Source organism: Sandaracinobacteroides saxicola (genome assembly GCF_014117445.1).
GTDB classification, from domain to species: Bacteria; Pseudomonadota; Alphaproteobacteria; order Sphingomonadales; family Sphingomonadaceae; genus Sandaracinobacteroides_A; species Sandaracinobacteroides_A saxicola.
In genome coordinates this window covers 2253312-2267844 of record NZ_CP059851.1, presented here as the reverse complement: position 1 = coordinate 2267844, position 14533 = coordinate 2253312, and the positions used below count along the sequence as shown (strand labels likewise).

Genomic DNA, 14533 nt, shown 5'->3' with positions numbered 1-14533 from the left:
TCTAATCAGGCGCATTACCTTCGCTCATACGATGCGCCTTAGGGACTCGCAGGGCGTTGCATGCCCCAGAAAGGGAGGGTTTGGCCGACGGTCCATTGGTGCAGGGTGCGGAAGCCGAGCGATTCGTAGAGCGGGACGTTGGTGGGGGTGGCGGTTTCGAGGTAGGCGGGGAGACCGTCGGCGTCGGCGCGGGCGAGGCCGGCGCGGATGGCGCGGCCGCCGTGGCCTTTGCCCTGGTGCGTGGGGTGGCAGCCGGCGAAGTGCAGGTAATGGTGCGGGTAGCGGGGACGGTGGCGTTCCATCGCCTGGGTGTTGGCGAGCGCGCGGAAGAAACCGCCGCCGAGCAGGCGGATGAAGAGGGGGAGCCGCGGCAGCACGGCGGCGAGGGACAGGGGCTGGTGGCCGGGTGGCAGCCAGAGGGTGGCGGCCTCGCCGCCGGCGGTGACGAAGGCCGTGCCGCCCTGGGCATGGTCGTCATCCCAGATGGCGGCGAACAGGGCGGGCAGGCGGCGGGCGCGGCTGGCGGCGTCCGGCCAGATGTAGGTCATCGCCGGGTCGCTTTGGAACGCGGCGGTGAGCAGGGCGAGGGCGGCGGCCCGGTCGGTATCGGTTGCGATCCGTGCGGGCGGGCGGTGCATGGCCCCGGCGCGCGTCAGGCGGCCGGTGCGACTTTCTTGGCGACTTCGCGCTTCAGCCGGCGGGCCTTCAGGCTGAGGTCAGCTTCGCTGGTCTTCAGCAGCCAGTTGTCGAGGCCGCCGACATGCTCGACCGAGCGCAGGCCGTGGGTGGAAACGCGGAGGCGGATCGAGCGGCCGAGCGCATCCGACATCAGCGTGACCGGTTGCAGGTTGGGCAGGAAGGTGCGCTTGGTCTTGTTGTTGGCGTGGCTGACATTGTGGCCGACCTGCCGACCTTTGGCGGTGAGTTCGCAGACGCGCGACATCATGTGATCCTTGGGTTTGCTGAATGGGGAAATCGAAGGGCGGCGCATAGCGATGACGGCGGCGGGCGTCAAGGTGGCTGCGACGGCGGAAAGCCTATGGACCGGCCTGGGGGAAAGTGCCAAAGCCTTGGCGGTGCCGACCTTTGCGATCCACTGCATCGACAAGCCGCTGTCCGCGGAATTGCGGGCGGCGACGCGCCCGGAGCATCTGCGCTATCTGAAGGCGGCCGTCGAGAAGGTGGTGGTGGCGGGGCCGCTGCTGGATGATGCCGGGGCGCCCATCGGCTCGATGCTGCTGATGAACTTTCCCGATCGCAAGGCGGCGGTGGCGTTCGCGGCGAAGGACCCCTATGCCGAGGTCGGGCTGTTCGCGAGCGTGGCGGTGACCGCCTGGCGGCAGGTACTGCCCGAAAACTAAGTTTGGCAGGTGCTACCCGAGTAGTTTCAGGTGCGTGAGCCGGCGTTTCAGGCTGGCGGCGTCGGTGAACTGGTGGCCGATCCAGCCGGCGGCTTCGGCGGCGGCGACATTGTCCGGCCGGTCATCGATGAAGATGGCCTCGCCTGTATCAAGGGTGAAACGGCGTTTTGCCAGTGCATAGATGGCTGGATCGGGTTTCACCAACCTTTCGGCGCCGGAGACGATGATGTCGGTGAAGGCGTCGAAAACGGGGGCGGTGGGGCGGAACAGGGACCAGAACTCGGCGGAGAAGTTGGTGATGGCGTAGAGCGGCACGCCGCGGGCGTGCAGCGCGGCGACGATGGCCGCCATGCCGGGGACGGGGTCGCCGACGGTTTCCAGCCAGCGCGGGGCGTAGAGTTCGATGAGCGCGCGTTCGGCTGGATATTGCGCGATCAGCTCGGCGCTGGTGTCGGCAAAGGCGCGGCCGGCGTCATGCTGGAAATGCCAGGCGTGGGTGACGACGTGGCTGAGAAACCAGTCCAGCCGCGCCGGATCGGGGATGAGCTTGGCGTAGAGGTAGCGCGGGTCCCAGTCATAGAGGACATGGCCGACGTCGAAGACCGCGGCACGTATCGTCATGCCCTGGATCAGATGAGCGTGTCTGAAAATCGTTCAGGGCGTGGCGAAAACGGTGATTGTCGAGCATCGGAGCGCAGCGTGCGTGAAGGCACGTGAGCACCGAAGCGCAGGGAATCGACGTTTGCAGCCCGCCTTGGACGATTTGCAGACACGCTCAGCCCTGGCGGGCCTTGAAGCGGCGGTTGGTCTTGTTGATGACGTAGGTGCGGCCGCGGCGGCGAATGACGCGGTTGTCGCGATGCCGCCCCTTGAGCGACTTCAGGCTGTTGCGGATCTTCATTGGTCGGGCCCTGCAGGTGGTCTTGGAAAGCGCGGTCGCATAAGGGGGATGGGGGGCGGAGTCAACCGCGGGGTGAGCGACGTCGCTTCCGAAGCGAGTTAGTCCCCTTGCTAACCCACATTTTTAGAGCGATGTTATGGGATGACCCGCATCTTGAAATTGGTTTATGTCGCGGCAATCGCATATGTTTTGCTAACTTTTCTGCAAGACGCGATCAATCCGAATGTTATATTCTTCGAAAGAATCGGTTCAAAATCTTCCGATCTTAAAGCTATTGGGTGGATCATTTCGGCACTTTTTCCAATAATGTTGTCTATAATAATCTGGAAATTGATAGATGACAGCAGATTTCATTGGATTTTGCATGTATTATTTTTTCCATGTGCGTTTATGATTTATCACGTCGGGGCATCAATTCTGTTTTTTGCTGCTGGCGTACCGGATGGTGATAGCATTGAAGGCTATGCGCTATTGCCCGCATTTGCAGTTCTGCTTTTGACGTCGCTTGTGCATGGGGCTGCATTGGTAGCATGGTGCGTTATGCGCATGAGGCGCAGGTCAAAAACTGAATGACAAAATGGATGTAGTGGCTTCGAATGTGTTTCCCGTAGTTCGGCATCAACGATTGTGACGGCCGCAACCGGCTGGCTTGTGGGGCGTATCGGTTAGGGCGTAGATTGCGCTGGAGAAGCGGGAGAAGGGTGATGCGGCATGGGGCGAAGCTGGGGCTGGGGTTGGTGCCGCTGTTGCTGGCGGCCTGCGCGCAGCCGGGGTTGCAGGCGGATGTGACGCGCTTCCACCTGGCGCCGCCGCCGCCGCGCTCCACCGTGGCGGTGGTGAGCGCCGATCCGCGCGTGACGGACAGCCTGGAGTTTCGCGGGCAGGCGGCCGCGGTGGCGCGGGGCCTGGAGGCGGCGGGCTATCGCAGTGCGCCGCCGGAGAGCGCGGAGGTGATCGCCACCATGACGGTGACGCAGAGCGTGCAGGCGGGCGTGCCGAAGCCGTCGCCGTTCCGCATTGGCATCGGCGGCGGCACCTTCGGCGGGGGCGTGGGGATCGGCGGCAGCGTCAATGTGCCGGTGGGGCAATCGACGCCGACGCAGGTGCGCACGACGATGCTGGCGTTGCAGATGAAGCGAAAGAGCGACCAGAGCGTGGTGTGGGAAGGCCGGGCGACCACGGTCGAGGATGGGGTGTTGAAGGCGCCGGTGGTGGAGGCGCTGGCCGGCGCGCTGTTGCAGGGTTTTCCCGGCGAATCAGGCAAGACGGTGCGGGTGAAGCTGAAATAGGCTTTCGGGACGGCGGCCGGCGCTGCTAACGCGGGCGGCATGACGATCGCGATCCACAGCGCCTTTGATTCGGGCAATATCGAGGTGCGCGGCATCGAGGGTGATGGGGCGACGCTGGGCATCCGTCGCGATGCCGGCGGCGAATTCTTCCAGTGGTTCCATTTCCGCGTGACGGCCAAGCCGGGGACGGTGGCGACGCTGCGAATCACGGGGTTGAACGCGTCCGCCTATCCGCTGGGCTGGCCGGGCTATCGCGCGCGGGTGAGCGGCGACCGGGTGCATTGGACGCAGGCGGAGACGACTTTCGATAAGGCTGTCGACGAAGGCACGCTGACGATCGTGGCGCCGCTGCAGACGGGCGCGCTGTGGGTGGCCTATTTCGCGCCCTACAGCATGGAGCGGCATCATGACCTGGTGGCGCGCATGGCGGCGATGCCGGGCGTGACCCTGCGCGTGCTGGGGCAGAGCCTGGACGGGCAGGCGATGGATTGCCTGACCCTGGGCGACGGGCCGAAACAGGTGTGGCTCTATGCCCGGCAGCATCCGGGCGAGACGATGGCGGAATGGTGGATGGAGGGCGCGCTTGCCCTGCTGACCGACGCCGCCGATTCCGTCGCGCGGGCGCTGCGGGCGAAGGCGACGTTCCACATCGTGCCGAACATGAACCCGGATGGCTCCCGCCGGGGGTATCTCAGGACCAATGCGGCGGGGGCGAATTTGAATCGCGAATGGGCAAACCCGAGCGCGGAGCGCTCGCCCGAGGTGTTGTGCGTGCGCGATGCGATGGATGCGACGGGCGTGGATTTCGCGCTGGACGTGCATGGCGACGAGGCGCTGCCGCACAATTTCATCGCCGGGTTCGAGGGGATTCCCGGGATCACCGAGAAGCAGCTGGCGCTGTTGAACCGGTACAAGGCGGAACTGGCGCGGTTGTCGCCGGATTTCCAGACGCGGGTGGGCTATCCGCCGGCGGGCGCGGGGAAGGCGAACCTGACGATGAGCACCAATGCGGTGGCGCATCGGTTCGGCGCGGTGGCCGGCACGCTGGAGATGCCGTTCAAGGATGCGAAGGAGATGCCCGACGCGGTGCACGGCTGGTCGCCCGAACGCAGCGCGGCGCTGGCGCGCGATTGCCTGCGGGCGCTGGCGCTGATCATCGACGGGCTGTGATGCGCATCGTCGAGGATGACCTGTCCGGCGACGCCATCGCCAAGCTGATCACCGCGCATGTCACGGAGGCGCGGGCGGTGACGCCGGAGGGGTTCAGCTTCGCGCTCGACCTGGCGTCGCTGCGGGCGCCGGACATGACCTTCTGGTCGGCATGGATCGGCGGGGAGCTGGCCGGGATGGCGGCGTTGAAGGATCTGGGCGACGGGCATGGCGAGGTGAAGTCCATGCGCACCGCGGCGGACTTCCAGCGGCGGGGCGTGGCGGCGGCGCTGCTGGCGCACCTGGTCGCAGTGGCGCGCGCGCGGGGCTGGACGCGGTTGAGCCTGGAGACGGGGACGTCCGACGATTATGCCGCGGCGCGGGCCTTGTACGCGCGGTTCGGGTTTGTGCCCTGCGCGCCGTTCGGGGATTATCCCGACAGCCCGCATAACATATGCTATACGATGGAGCTTTGACATGCCGACGCTGGTGCTGATCCGCCACGGGCAATCCGCCTGGAACCTGGAGAACCGTTTCACCGGCTGGTGGGATGTGGATGTGACCGAAAAGGGCGCCGCCGAGGCGCGGGCGGCGGGCGAGCTGCTGGCGGCAAAAGGCTTTGATTTCGACCAGGTGTTCACCAGCGTGCAGATGCGCGCCATCAAGACGGCGAACATCGTGCTGGAGGCGATGGGTCGGCTGTGGCTGCCGATGACCAAGGACTGGCGGCTGAACGAGCGGCATTATGGCGGGCTGACGGGCCTGAACAAGGCCGAGACGGCGGCGCTGCACGGCGAGGAACAGGTGCTGATATGGCGGCGCAGTTTCGACGTGCCGCCACCGCCGATGGAGGCGGGGAGCGCCTATGACCTCTCCGCCGACCGGCGCTATGCCGGCATCGAGGTGCCGGTGGCGGAAAGTCTGAAGGATACGATCGCGCGCGTGCTGCCCTATTTCGAAACCGCGATCGCGCCGGAACTGCGGCGCGGGCAGCGGGTGCTGGTGGCGGCGCACGGCAATTCGCTGCGGGCGCTGGTGAAGCATCTGTCCGGCATCAGCGACGCCGACATCCTGCACGAGGAGATCCCGACAGGGGCGCCGCTGGTCTATGAGTTGGACGCCGATTTGCAGCTGGTGGAACGCTATTATCCGTCGTCGAGCGATTTGGCGCGCCTGTAGGCGGGGCGGTCGCGCAGGCGCTCGACATAGGCGTTGAGCGCGGGCGTGCCCTGAAGCATGCCGAACTGCATCGGCCAGTCGATCTGCGATCCGGCATAGACGTCCGCGGCGCTGAAGTCCTCGCCGGCGAGCCAGGGGTTGGCGCGCACGGCGACATCGAGCGCCGCGACCATGGCATCGAAGCTGCCATAGCCGGCCATGACCTGCGCCTCGGCATCATTTTCGATTCTGCGGTAGCGATCCATGATCGCCGATTCGACCGGGCCGGCGCCGAAGAACAGCCAGCGATAGTAGGAGCCGCGCCGGGCCGGCGGGGGCGCCAGACCCTTTTCCGGGAAGGCATCGGCGAGATAGGCGCAGCACGCCGCGGATTCGGTGACGATCTGGTCGCCGTGGCGGATGGCCGGCACCTTGCCCATCGGGTTGATGGCGAGATAGTCGGGCGCCTTCATGCTGGTGCCATAGTCCAGCACGACCGTGTCATAGGGCACGCCCAGCTCCTCCAGCATGAAGCGGACGGTGCGGCCGCGTGATTTCGGGTTGGTGTATAAGGTGAGGCTCATGAGGCATCTCCAGGAATGAACATAGCGGGAACATCGACCCTGGTTTCGTGCCTGTCAAGCGGACCGGGCGAAGGGGTGCGCCGAACGTGACCGATTGTGCGGGGGCGCGCGGCGGCGCTAAAGAAGGCGCATGGTGCGGTATGGGATGCGTGGATGATGCGGCTGCTGCTGTTGCTGCTGGGCCTGCTGTCGGCGCCGCTGATGGCGGCGCCGCTCAACATCTATGCGGCGTCCAGCCTGACCGAGGTGGTGAATGACCTGGCCGATGCCTGGGCGAAGGCGGGGCATGAACGGCCGGTGCCGGTGCTCGGTGCGTCCTCCGCGCTGGCGCGGCAGGTGCAGGCGGGGGCGCCGGCGAACCTGTTCCTGTCGGCGGATGAGCAGTGGATGGATGTGCTGGACAGGGCCGGGCTGCTGGTGGCGGGAACGCGGGCCGACCTTCTGACCAACCGGCTGGTGCTGGTGGTGCCGGCGGCGGACAGGCGAAAGGTGGTGATCGGCAACAATTTCGCCTTTGCGGCGCTGGTGGGCCGGGCGCGCTGGGTGACGGGCGATCCGGCGAGCGTGCCGGTGGGGCGCTATGCCCGGGCGGCGCTGAGCAACCTGGGCGTGTGGGCGGCGGCCGAGCCGACACTGGCGCGGGCGGAAAATGTGCGCTCTGCATTGGCGTTCGTGGAGCGCGGCGATGCCGTGGCGGGCATCGTGTATGCGACCGATGCCAAGGCGAGCGCGAAGGTGCGGGTGGCGGGCGTGTTTCCGGCGGTCAGCCATCCGCCGATCGTCTATCCGGTGGCGGTGGTGAAGGGGGGGGACAGCGCGGAGGCGCGGGCGTTCCTGGCCTTCCTGCGGGGGCCGGCGGCGCGGCGGCTGTTCGTGGCGCGGGGGTTCGGGATGGCGCGGTGAGCGAGGCCGAGACGCTCATCATCCTGCTGTCGTTGAAGGTGGCGCTGGTGGCGACGCTGTTCAGCCTGCCGCTGGCGCTGGCGCTCGCCTGGGCGCTGGCGAAGCCGGCCTGGCCGGGGCGGGCGCTGCTGGACAGCGCGGTGCATTTGCCGCTGGTGCTGCCGCCGGTGGTGACGGGCTACCTGCTGCTGATCGCCTTCGGCCGCGACGGCGTGCTGGGGCAGGCGCTGGCGGCGCTGGGCGTGTCGGTGCTGTTCAGCTGGCAGGGCGCGGCGATCGCGGCGGCGCTGATGTCGCTGCCGCTGCTGGTGCGGCCCATCCGGCAGGCGCTGGAGGCGGTGGACCCGCGGCTGCCGGCGGCGGCGCGAACCTTGGGGGCGTCGCGCCGGCGGGCGTTCATGAGCATTACGCTGCCGCTGGCGGTGCCGGGCGTGCTGGCGGGCGCGGTGCTGGGCTTTGCCAAGGCGCTGGGGGAGTTCGGCGCGACCATTACCTTCGTGTCCAGCATTCCGGGCGAGACGCAGACGCTGCCGCTGGCCATCTATGCGGCCTTGCAGGTGCCGGGGCAGGAGGGGGTGGCGGCGCGGCTTTCGTTGATGGCGGTGGCGCTGGCGGTGGCGGCGCTGCTGCTGTCCGAATGGCTGGCGCGGCGGGCGCGGCGGTATCGGGCATGAGCCTTTCGGTGGCGGTGGAGGCGCGGCTGGGGGAGCGGGCGTTCGCGCTGGCGTTCGAGAGCGACGCGGCGGTGACGGCGCTGTTCGGGGCATCCGGCTGCGGCAAGACCAGCACGCTGGACATGATCGCCGGGCTGCGGCGGCCGGACGCCGGCCGGATCGTGGTGGATGGCGAGACGCTGTTCGACAGTGCAGCGGGGGTGAACCTGCAACCGGAGGCGCGGCGCATCGGCACTGTGTTCCAGGACGCGCGGCTGTTCCCGCACCTGAGCGTGCGGCGCAACCTGCTCTATGGCGCGCGGGTGCCGGCGGAGATGCCGGCGCTGGCGGCGGAACTGGGGATCGCGGGGCTGCTCGACCGCTGGCCGCGGCACCTGTCCGGCGGGGAGACGCGGCGGGTGGCGATCGGGCGGGCGCTGCTCAGCAAGCCGCGCCTGCTGCTGCTGGATGAGCCGCTGGCGCATCTGGACCGGGCGCGGGCGGACGGCATCCTGGAGCTGATCCGCGGGCTGGCGGCAGCGGCGCGGGTACCGATCCTGTATGTTAGCCATGATTTGCGCGAACTGACCGCGTTAAATGCGCGGATCATCGACATGAACATTTGACGGGCCTGGCTTTTTGGGGAAGAACCATTTCAGCGCTTCACCGAAGTGCAACAAATGTAAAAATAAGAGGAGCGAACGCCGATGGCCGACAGCAAAACCGCCGAAAAGAAGCCCAATGCACTGCAAACGCCGCTGACCCCGTCGAAGGACCTGGCGGCGATCGTGGGGGCCGACAAGCTGCCGCGTGGCCAGGTGGTGTCGAAGGTATGGGATTATATCAAGGCGCACAAACTGCAGGATGACAAGGACAAGCGCGTCATCGTGGCGGATGGCAAGCTGAAGCCGATCTTCGACGGCAAGGACAAGGTGACGATGTTCGAAATGAACAAGTATCTGGCCAAGCATCTGAAGTAAAAATCGAGGCGGGATGCCCGGTCACCGAGGGGGTGGCCGGGTGTCCTGTACCAGCCCGGCACGGCGGAGCGCGGAGCCGGGGACGCGGGTGAGGCGGGCGGCGAGCGCCAGCGACCCGGGCCAGAGGGCCGCGAGCGACAGCAGGCGGGGGTGGCCGCTGCCGCCGGTGCCGACCAGCCGCTGCGCCCGCGCGGCAAGCCGCACCGGGCGGCCGACGTCGCGTTCAACCTGATCATGATAGGCAGCCGGTGGCTGGCCGAGCAGCAACGCGTTCGCCGCCAGCCGGGCGCTGTGCAGCGCGATCGCCATGCCATCGCCGCAGAAGCTGGGGATGACGGCGGCCTGGTCGCCCAGGCGGAACAGGGTTTCGCCGGGCGCGGCGCGGTGCAGAAAGCCATAGGGCACGCCGGAGATGGCGAGCGGGCGGTCGAACAGGGCAGTCGCGCCATGGAGCCGGGCGGCGAGCAGCGGGGCGTCGGCGACGAAGCCGTCGATCACGCCATCGAGGCTGCCCCCGCTGGCGGCGAGCCTTTCCGGCGAGAGCAGCAGGCACAGGTTGGCGGCGTCGCGCTCCACCATCTGAAGGCCGGCATAGCCGCCCGGGAAGAGGTGGAGTTCGACATGGCCGGCGAGCGCGGCGCGCTGGCCGGGCAGCAGGCGCAGGTGGGTCTTGAAGCCGACCAGGCCGTTCAGGGTGCCGGCGGAATCGCGGCGGGCGCCGCGCAGTTCATGCTTGCCGGTGGCCAGCAGGATGCGGGCGGGCGCCACGCTGCCATGGCTGGACTGCACGCTGTCGCCGGCGATCTCGCGCGCGGTGACGCCGCGTTCCACCTCCGCACCCAGCGCGGCGGCGCGGTCGAGCAGGGCTTCGTCCAGGACACGGCGGGAGAGGCCGGCGGCGGCGAAGGGCAGTTTCGCGGCGACGGCGCGGCTGCCGCTGGTGACGCGCACATGGGTGAGGTGCGAGGCGCCCAGCGCGGTGACGTCGATGTCGAGGGTGCGCAGCCAGGCGACCGCCTCGCCGCTCAGGAACTCGCCGCAGACCTTGTGGTGGGGGTGGCGTTCGCGTTCCCAGAGCGTGACGCGTTGGCCGGCCTTCGCCAGCAAGGCGGCGCTGGCGGCGCCGGCGAGGCCGCCGCCGATGATCAGCGTCCCGTTCATTTCAGGCGGCTGACGCAGAGGCGGAACAGCGGGTGCCAGCGCAGCGTTGCGTCGGCGATGCCGGCCTCGGCGAGCAGTCGCCGCCAGTCGGCGGAAACGAAGGCGCGGCGGACGCTGAGCGGGCCGTCGTGGCGGACGAAGCGGTGCCAGCGCATCGCCTGGGAGAGCAGCGTGAAGCCGCCCCAGGCGAACCAGTGGCGGTGCAGGTCGTTGATGAACCAGCCCCGCGCGGCGGTCGCCTCCATCCAGCGCAGGAAGCGGGGCAGGTCGGCATCGTCGAGATGGTGGGCGAACAGCGCGCTGATGATGACATCGAAGCCGTCGTCGGCCTGAACGTCGAAGATGTCGGTGGTGCGCCATTCGATGGCCATGTCCGCCGGCGTGGCGGCGAGGGCCGCGGCGCGGCTGCGGGGGTTGAGGTCGACCCCCACGAGATCGGGCACGAAGCCTTTCGCGGTCGCCCAGCGGTGGATGCGGCGGAGCATGCCGCCCTGGCCGCTGCCGCAATCGAGGACGCGCAGAGGCCGGCCGGGTTCCCAGCCGGCGGTGGCGCGGGACAGGAAGCCGAGGGTGGGCGGGGCGGCGAAGGTGAGGGCGTTCACCGCCTCCAGGTCGCGCAGGCAGGCGGCGAAGTCGGCCTCGGACACGTCATGCGTGTCCATCCACTCCGCCTCGGTGGCGCGGGCGGTGAAATCGGGCCGGCTCACACGGTGCGGAAGCGGAAGCTTTCCGCCGCGAGCCCGGGGCCGAATGCCATGCCGAGGCCGGCCTGGTCGGACGCCGGCCGGCTGGCGAGGATGCGGGCAAGCACGAACATCAGCGTCGCGCTGCTCATGTTGCCGAATTCGCGCAGCACGTCGCGGGAGCGTTGCAGCGCGGTGGCGCCCAGGCCGAGGCCGGTTTCGACCGCGTCGAGGATGGCGCGGCCGCCGGCATGCACCGCCCAGATCGGATAATCCTCGGGCCGCTGGCCGCGCAGGATGCCGCCATCGTCGTTGCGGGCGAGTTCGGCGGCCATCGCCTTCTGGATGCGCTGCGGCACCTCGCCCGACAGATGCATGTCGAAACCGCTGTCGCCGACGTCCCAGGTGATGAGGCCGGCGCTGTCGGGGAGTGCCACGGCACGGAAATCGGTGAGCGCGAGGCCGCTGGCGTCGGCGGTGACGAGCGCGGCGGTGGCACCGTCGCCGAACAGCAGCATCGACAGCAGCCGTTCGAGGTCGGGCACGTCCTGGAAATGCAGGCTGCACAGTTCGAGGTTGACGACGAGCACGCGCGCGTCGGGCGTGGAGCGGACGATGTGATGGGCGGTGCGCAGGCTGTTCACCGCAGCGTAGCAGCCCATGAAGCCGAGCACGCTGCGCTCGACGCCGGGGTTCATGCCGGTTTTCTCGACGATGACCTGGTCGAGGCCGGGAGCCATGAAGCCGGTGCAGCTGGCGACCACCAGATGGGTGATGCTTTCGGGGTCGAGATCCAGTTTGGCGATGGCGTCGGCGGCGAGGCCGGGCGCGGTGGCGGCGTAGCGCGCCATGCGTTTGGAGGTGGGGGGGAAGGCGCCGGGCGTGTAGAAGCCCTCGCGGTCGGCGACGAAGCCGTTGGGGTCATAGACCGGCTCGAAGAAGCTGTAACGATGCTCGATGCCCGACCGGCCGGCCATGCGGCGGAACAGCGCCTTGTCCCGCCGTTCGTTCAGCAGGCCTTCGACGAAGGTTTCGAAGGCGCGGTGGACATCGTGCGGCGGGTTGGCGGTGGCGACGGCGTTGAGATGGGCGACAGTCATGCGTTCTCCTGGCTCCCCACACGCCTGATGGCACAGATGGCGCGGGGTTGCCAGCGCCGCCCCTTGTGGTGCGGCATCGGCTGCGCCACATTCCCGGTCATGTTGAACATCATTTCCATTTTCATCGGCCTGTTCGCGCTCTTGTTCGCGATTCCGGCCTTCCTGCCCTTCCTCGGCTGGGCCTATTGGCTGGTGATCCCGATCGCGCTGGTGGGCCTGGCGGTGGGCGCGATGGCGGACGGCAAGGCCGGGCGCAACCTGAACATTGTGGTGATCGTGATCGGGGTGGTGCGGCTGATGATGGGCGGCGGGATCATTTAGGCGGATTGTCGCCTCCCTCTCCCGCATCCGGGAGAGGGGTGAGCGTGAGCAGCGCGATTTCGGGGGGGACGCCGAAGCGGACCGGCAGCCAGCTGGTGCCGACGCCGCTGGTAATGAAGATGCGATGGTTGTCGGCGGTGCAGAGGCCGCGACGGCAGCCCATCGGGCCGGTGAACCATTCCCAGGGCGTGCCGACCAGCGGCAACACGATCTGGCCGCCATGGGTGTGTCCGGACAGGGTGAGATCGACAGCGATGTTCGGCGCCCATCGCCAATAGTCCGGCTCGTGCACAAGCAGCAGGCGTGGCTTCCGACCATGCCGTGCCGGAAACATCCTTTGCACCATCACGGATCGGCTGAGGCTGTCGGCGCCGCCAAGGAGCAATGGACCGAGATCGACCGTTTCGTTGACCAGCAGGCGCGGGGTGCCCCCCTGCCGCCGGAGCACCCAGCGGGTCCAGCCGGGTTCATCATGGTTGCCGAGCACGGCGAAGACGCCCAGCGGGGCGCGCAGCGCGGCGAAAGGGTTCAGCGCGGTTTCCAGTTTGGTGCGGGGCCAGTCGAGCGTCTTGCCGCCATGATAGTCGCCGGCAAGCAGGATGAGGTCGGGGCGGAGCGCGTTCGCCTGGGCGACAATGCGCTCCAGCCGGGCACGCGGCATGTCGGGGTGGCCGCTGTGGGTGTCCGACAGCAGCGCGACCGTGACCGGGCGGGTGAGGCCGGCAACGGGGATCGTGGCGCGGACGACGACGGGATCGCGCGTGGCGTTCCAGACGCCCTTGCCGAGAAGCAGGATGAGTCCGAGCGCCAGCAGCGCCAGCACCCGGGTGATGAACCTCATTCCGCGGCGGCTGCGGTCTCGTAGCCGAGGGTGGCTTTCACCTCCAGGAATTCGGCGAAGGCATGGTCGCCCCATTCGCGGCCGTTGCCGGACTGCTTGTAGCCACCGAAGGGCGCCATGAAATCGGGGCCGGCGCCGTTGATGTTGACCTGGCCGGCACGAAGCCGGGCGGCGACGGCGCGGGCTTCGTCCGGCGCGCCCTGGACATAGGCGGCCAGGCCATAGGGCGTGTCGTTGGCGGCGGTGACGGCGTCATCCAGGCTGTTGTAGGGCAGCATGGCGAGCACGGGGCCGAAGATTTCCTCCCGCGCGATGGTCATGTCGTTGCGCACATTGGCGAAGACGGTGGGGCGGACATAATAGCCCGTGTCCAGCCCGGCGGGGCGGCCGGGGCCACCGGTCACGAGCGTGGCACCCTCGGCAATGCCCTTTTCGATCAGGCCCTGGATCTTGTTATACTGTGTTTCGCTGACGACCGGGCCCAGTGCCGCATTGCCGTTGGGATCGCCGACGGCCATGCTCTCGGCGGCCGCCCTGGCAATCTCGGCGGCGGCGTCCATCTTCGCGGCGGGGACGAACATGCGGGTGGGCGCGTTGCAGCTCTGGCCGCTGTTCATCATCATGGATTTGACCCCGCCGCCGACCGCGGCCTCCAGATCGGCGCTGTCGAGCACGATGTTGGGCGATTTGCCACCCAGTTCCTGGTGTACGCGCTTGACGGTGGGGGCGGCATTTTTCGCCACCTCGACGCCGGCGCGGGTGCTGCCGGTGAAGCTGACCATGTCGACAAGCGGATGCGCCGACAGCGCGGCGCCGACCGTCGGCCCGTCGCCGTTGACCAGGTTGAACACGCCCTTTGGCACGCCGGCGGCGTGCAGGATTTCCGCCCAGATGATGGCGTTGAAGGGGGCGATTTCCGACGGTTTCAGCACCATGGTGCAGCCGGTGGCGAGCGCCGGCGCGACCTTGCAGGCGATCTGGTTGATCGGCCAGTTCCACGGGGTGATGAAGGCGCAGACGCCGATGGGTTCCTTGCTGATCATTGTGGTGCCGCGCAGCTCGCTGAACTTATAGTGTTGCAGCACGCCCATCGCGGTTTGCAGGTGGGCGATGCCGAGCGCGGCCTGCGCCTGCGTTGCGAGCCATGCCGGGGCGCCCATCTCCTCGGTGATGGCGGCGGCGATGTCGGCGTAGCGTTTCTGATATTCGGACGCGATGGCACCCAGAAGGTCGAGGCGGTCCTTGACGCTGGTGGCGCTGAACGCGGGGAAGGCGGCGGCGGCGGCGCGGACGGCGCGGTCGGCATCGGCGGCGCTGCCCATGGCGATGCGGCCCATGGGCTTTTCGGTGGCGGGATTGATGACGTCCAGGGCGTTCACGCCCCCGGCCGGATCGACCCAGGCGCCGTCGATGTAGAATTGCAGCTTCTCACGCATGTCACTCTCCCAA

The 14533-nt window shown here is 68.2% G+C and carries 21 protein-coding genes; 11 read left to right on the top strand and 10 right to left on the bottom strand.

Features of this window, described 5'->3' with window-relative positions:
* Window positions 1-38 precede the first annotated feature (38 nt).
* Both H3309_RS11405 and rpmB read right to left on the bottom strand, forming a co-directional pair.
* Window positions 39-638 carry a GNAT family N-acetyltransferase gene (locus H3309_RS11405; RefSeq protein WP_182294825.1) on the bottom strand — a complete coding sequence of 200 codons (600 nt, stop codon included), beginning with the start codon at window positions 636-638 and terminating at the stop codon, window positions 39-41.
* A gap of 14 nt (window positions 639-652) precedes the next feature.
* The gene (gene rpmB / locus H3309_RS11400) at window positions 653-943 is read right to left on the bottom strand and encodes a 50S ribosomal protein L28 (protein ID WP_182298704.1); all 291 of its coding nucleotides are present in this window, start codon (window positions 941-943) and stop codon (window positions 653-655) included.
* Window positions 944-995: 52 nt separating this feature from the next.
* Between rpmB and H3309_RS11395 the strand changes: the two genes are divergently transcribed.
* Entirely contained in the window at window positions 996-1361 is a 366-nt protein-coding gene (locus tag H3309_RS11395; protein ID WP_182294824.1) for a YciI family protein, read from the top strand.
* A gap of 12 nt (window positions 1362-1373) precedes the next feature.
* On the opposite strand, the gene H3309_RS11390 is transcribed toward H3309_RS11395, so the two are convergent.
* Together H3309_RS11390 and ykgO are read right to left on the bottom strand one after the other, a co-directional pair.
* Complete coding sequence (locus tag H3309_RS11390; protein WP_182294823.1) at window positions 1374-1982, bottom strand: HAD family hydrolase; 609 nt, start codon at window positions 1980-1982, stop codon at window positions 1374-1376.
* Window positions 1983-2136: 154 nt separating this feature from the next.
* Window positions 2137-2262: a type B 50S ribosomal protein L36 gene (gene ykgO / locus H3309_RS11385; protein WP_004210176.1), complete on the bottom strand. Its 126-nt coding sequence runs from the start codon at window positions 2260-2262 to the stop codon at window positions 2137-2139.
* A gap of 141 nt (window positions 2263-2403) precedes the next feature.
* Between ykgO and H3309_RS11380 the strand changes: the two genes are divergently transcribed.
* From H3309_RS11380 to gpmA, 5 genes are all read left to right on the top strand, one after another.
* Window positions 2404-2835, top strand: coding sequence for a hypothetical protein (locus tag H3309_RS11380; protein WP_182294822.1), 432 nt, complete (start codon window positions 2404-2406; stop codon window positions 2833-2835).
* Window positions 2836-2966: 131 nt separating this feature from the next.
* On the top strand, window positions 2967-3551 hold the full coding sequence (locus tag H3309_RS11375; protein ID WP_182294821.1) for a DUF4136 domain-containing protein: 585 nt from the start codon (window positions 2967-2969) through the stop codon (window positions 3549-3551).
* A gap of 39 nt (window positions 3552-3590) precedes the next feature.
* Entirely contained in the window at window positions 3591-4721 is a 1131-nt protein-coding gene (locus H3309_RS11370) for a M14 family metallopeptidase (protein WP_182294820.1), read from the top strand.
* On the top strand, window positions 4721-5176 hold the full coding sequence (locus H3309_RS11365) for a GNAT family N-acetyltransferase (protein WP_182298702.1): 456 nt from the start codon (window positions 4721-4723) through the stop codon (window positions 5174-5176). Before H3309_RS11370 ends, H3309_RS11365 begins: the two co-directional genes overlap by 1 nt.
* 1 nt (window position 5177) lies before the next feature.
* A complete protein-coding gene (gene gpmA, locus H3309_RS11360; protein ID WP_182294819.1) occupies window positions 5178-5879 on the top strand; it encodes a 2,3-diphosphoglycerate-dependent phosphoglycerate mutase in 702 nt (233 codons plus the stop codon).
* Here the strand turns inward: gpmA and H3309_RS11355 are convergent.
* Complete coding sequence (locus H3309_RS11355; RefSeq protein ID WP_182294818.1) at window positions 5846-6442, bottom strand: glutathione S-transferase family protein; 597 nt, start codon at window positions 6440-6442, stop codon at window positions 5846-5848. The genes gpmA and H3309_RS11355 overlap by 34 nt on opposite strands.
* A gap of 153 nt (window positions 6443-6595) precedes the next feature.
* Between H3309_RS11355 and modA the strand changes: the two genes are divergently transcribed.
* From modA to H3309_RS11335, 4 genes are all read left to right on the top strand, one after another.
* Complete coding sequence (gene modA / locus H3309_RS11350) at window positions 6596-7345, top strand: molybdate ABC transporter substrate-binding protein (protein WP_182294817.1); 750 nt, start codon at window positions 6596-6598, stop codon at window positions 7343-7345.
* The gene (modB, locus tag H3309_RS11345) at window positions 7342-8019 is read left to right on the top strand and encodes a molybdate ABC transporter permease subunit (protein WP_182294816.1); all 678 of its coding nucleotides are present in this window, start codon (window positions 7342-7344) and stop codon (window positions 8017-8019) included. Before modA ends, modB begins: the two co-directional genes overlap by 4 nt.
* Window positions 7983-8624 (top strand): ATP-binding cassette domain-containing protein, encoded by a 642-nt coding sequence (locus tag H3309_RS11340; protein ID WP_317983320.1) that lies wholly within the window; start codon window positions 7983-7985, stop codon window positions 8622-8624. The genes modB and H3309_RS11340 overlap by 37 nt, the downstream gene beginning before the upstream one ends.
* Before the next feature lie 81 nt (window positions 8625-8705).
* Complete coding sequence (locus H3309_RS11335) at window positions 8706-8978, top strand: SWIB/MDM2 domain-containing protein (RefSeq protein WP_182294815.1); 273 nt, start codon at window positions 8706-8708, stop codon at window positions 8976-8978.
* Window positions 8979-8999: 21 nt separating this feature from the next.
* Here the strand turns inward: H3309_RS11335 and H3309_RS11330 are convergent, their stop codons facing one another.
* Genes H3309_RS11330 through H3309_RS11320 form a run of 3 tightly spaced genes read right to left on the bottom strand, consistent with a single transcriptional unit; the run spans window position 9000 to window position 11922 of the window.
* Complete coding sequence (locus tag H3309_RS11330; protein ID WP_182294814.1) at window positions 9000-10139, bottom strand: NAD(P)/FAD-dependent oxidoreductase; 1140 nt, start codon at window positions 10137-10139, stop codon at window positions 9000-9002.
* Window positions 10136-10846 carry a methyltransferase domain-containing protein gene (locus H3309_RS11325; RefSeq protein WP_243453704.1) on the bottom strand — a complete coding sequence of 237 codons (711 nt, stop codon included), beginning with the start codon at window positions 10844-10846 and terminating at the stop codon, window positions 10136-10138. Before H3309_RS11325 ends, H3309_RS11330 begins: the two co-directional genes overlap by 4 nt.
* A complete protein-coding gene (locus H3309_RS11320) occupies window positions 10843-11922 on the bottom strand; it encodes a type III polyketide synthase (protein WP_182294813.1) in 1080 nt (359 codons plus the stop codon). The genes H3309_RS11325 and H3309_RS11320 overlap by 4 nt, the downstream gene beginning before the upstream one ends.
* 99 nt (window positions 11923-12021) lie before the next feature.
* On the opposite strand from H3309_RS11320, the gene H3309_RS11315 reads away from it, so the two are divergent.
* The gene (locus tag H3309_RS11315; protein WP_182294812.1) at window positions 12022-12243 is read left to right on the top strand and encodes a hypothetical protein; all 222 of its coding nucleotides are present in this window, start codon (window positions 12022-12024) and stop codon (window positions 12241-12243) included.
* On the opposite strand, the gene H3309_RS11310 is transcribed toward H3309_RS11315, so the two are convergent.
* Window positions 12236-13084 (bottom strand): metallophosphoesterase, encoded by an 849-nt coding sequence (locus tag H3309_RS11310; RefSeq protein ID WP_182294811.1) that lies wholly within the window; start codon window positions 13082-13084, stop codon window positions 12236-12238. The genes H3309_RS11315 and H3309_RS11310 overlap by 8 nt on opposite strands.
* The gene (locus H3309_RS11305; protein ID WP_182294810.1) at window positions 13081-14520 is read right to left on the bottom strand and encodes an aldehyde dehydrogenase family protein; all 1440 of its coding nucleotides are present in this window, start codon (window positions 14518-14520) and stop codon (window positions 13081-13083) included. The genes H3309_RS11310 and H3309_RS11305 overlap by 4 nt, the downstream gene beginning before the upstream one ends.
* Window positions 14521-14533: the final 13 nt, after the last annotated feature.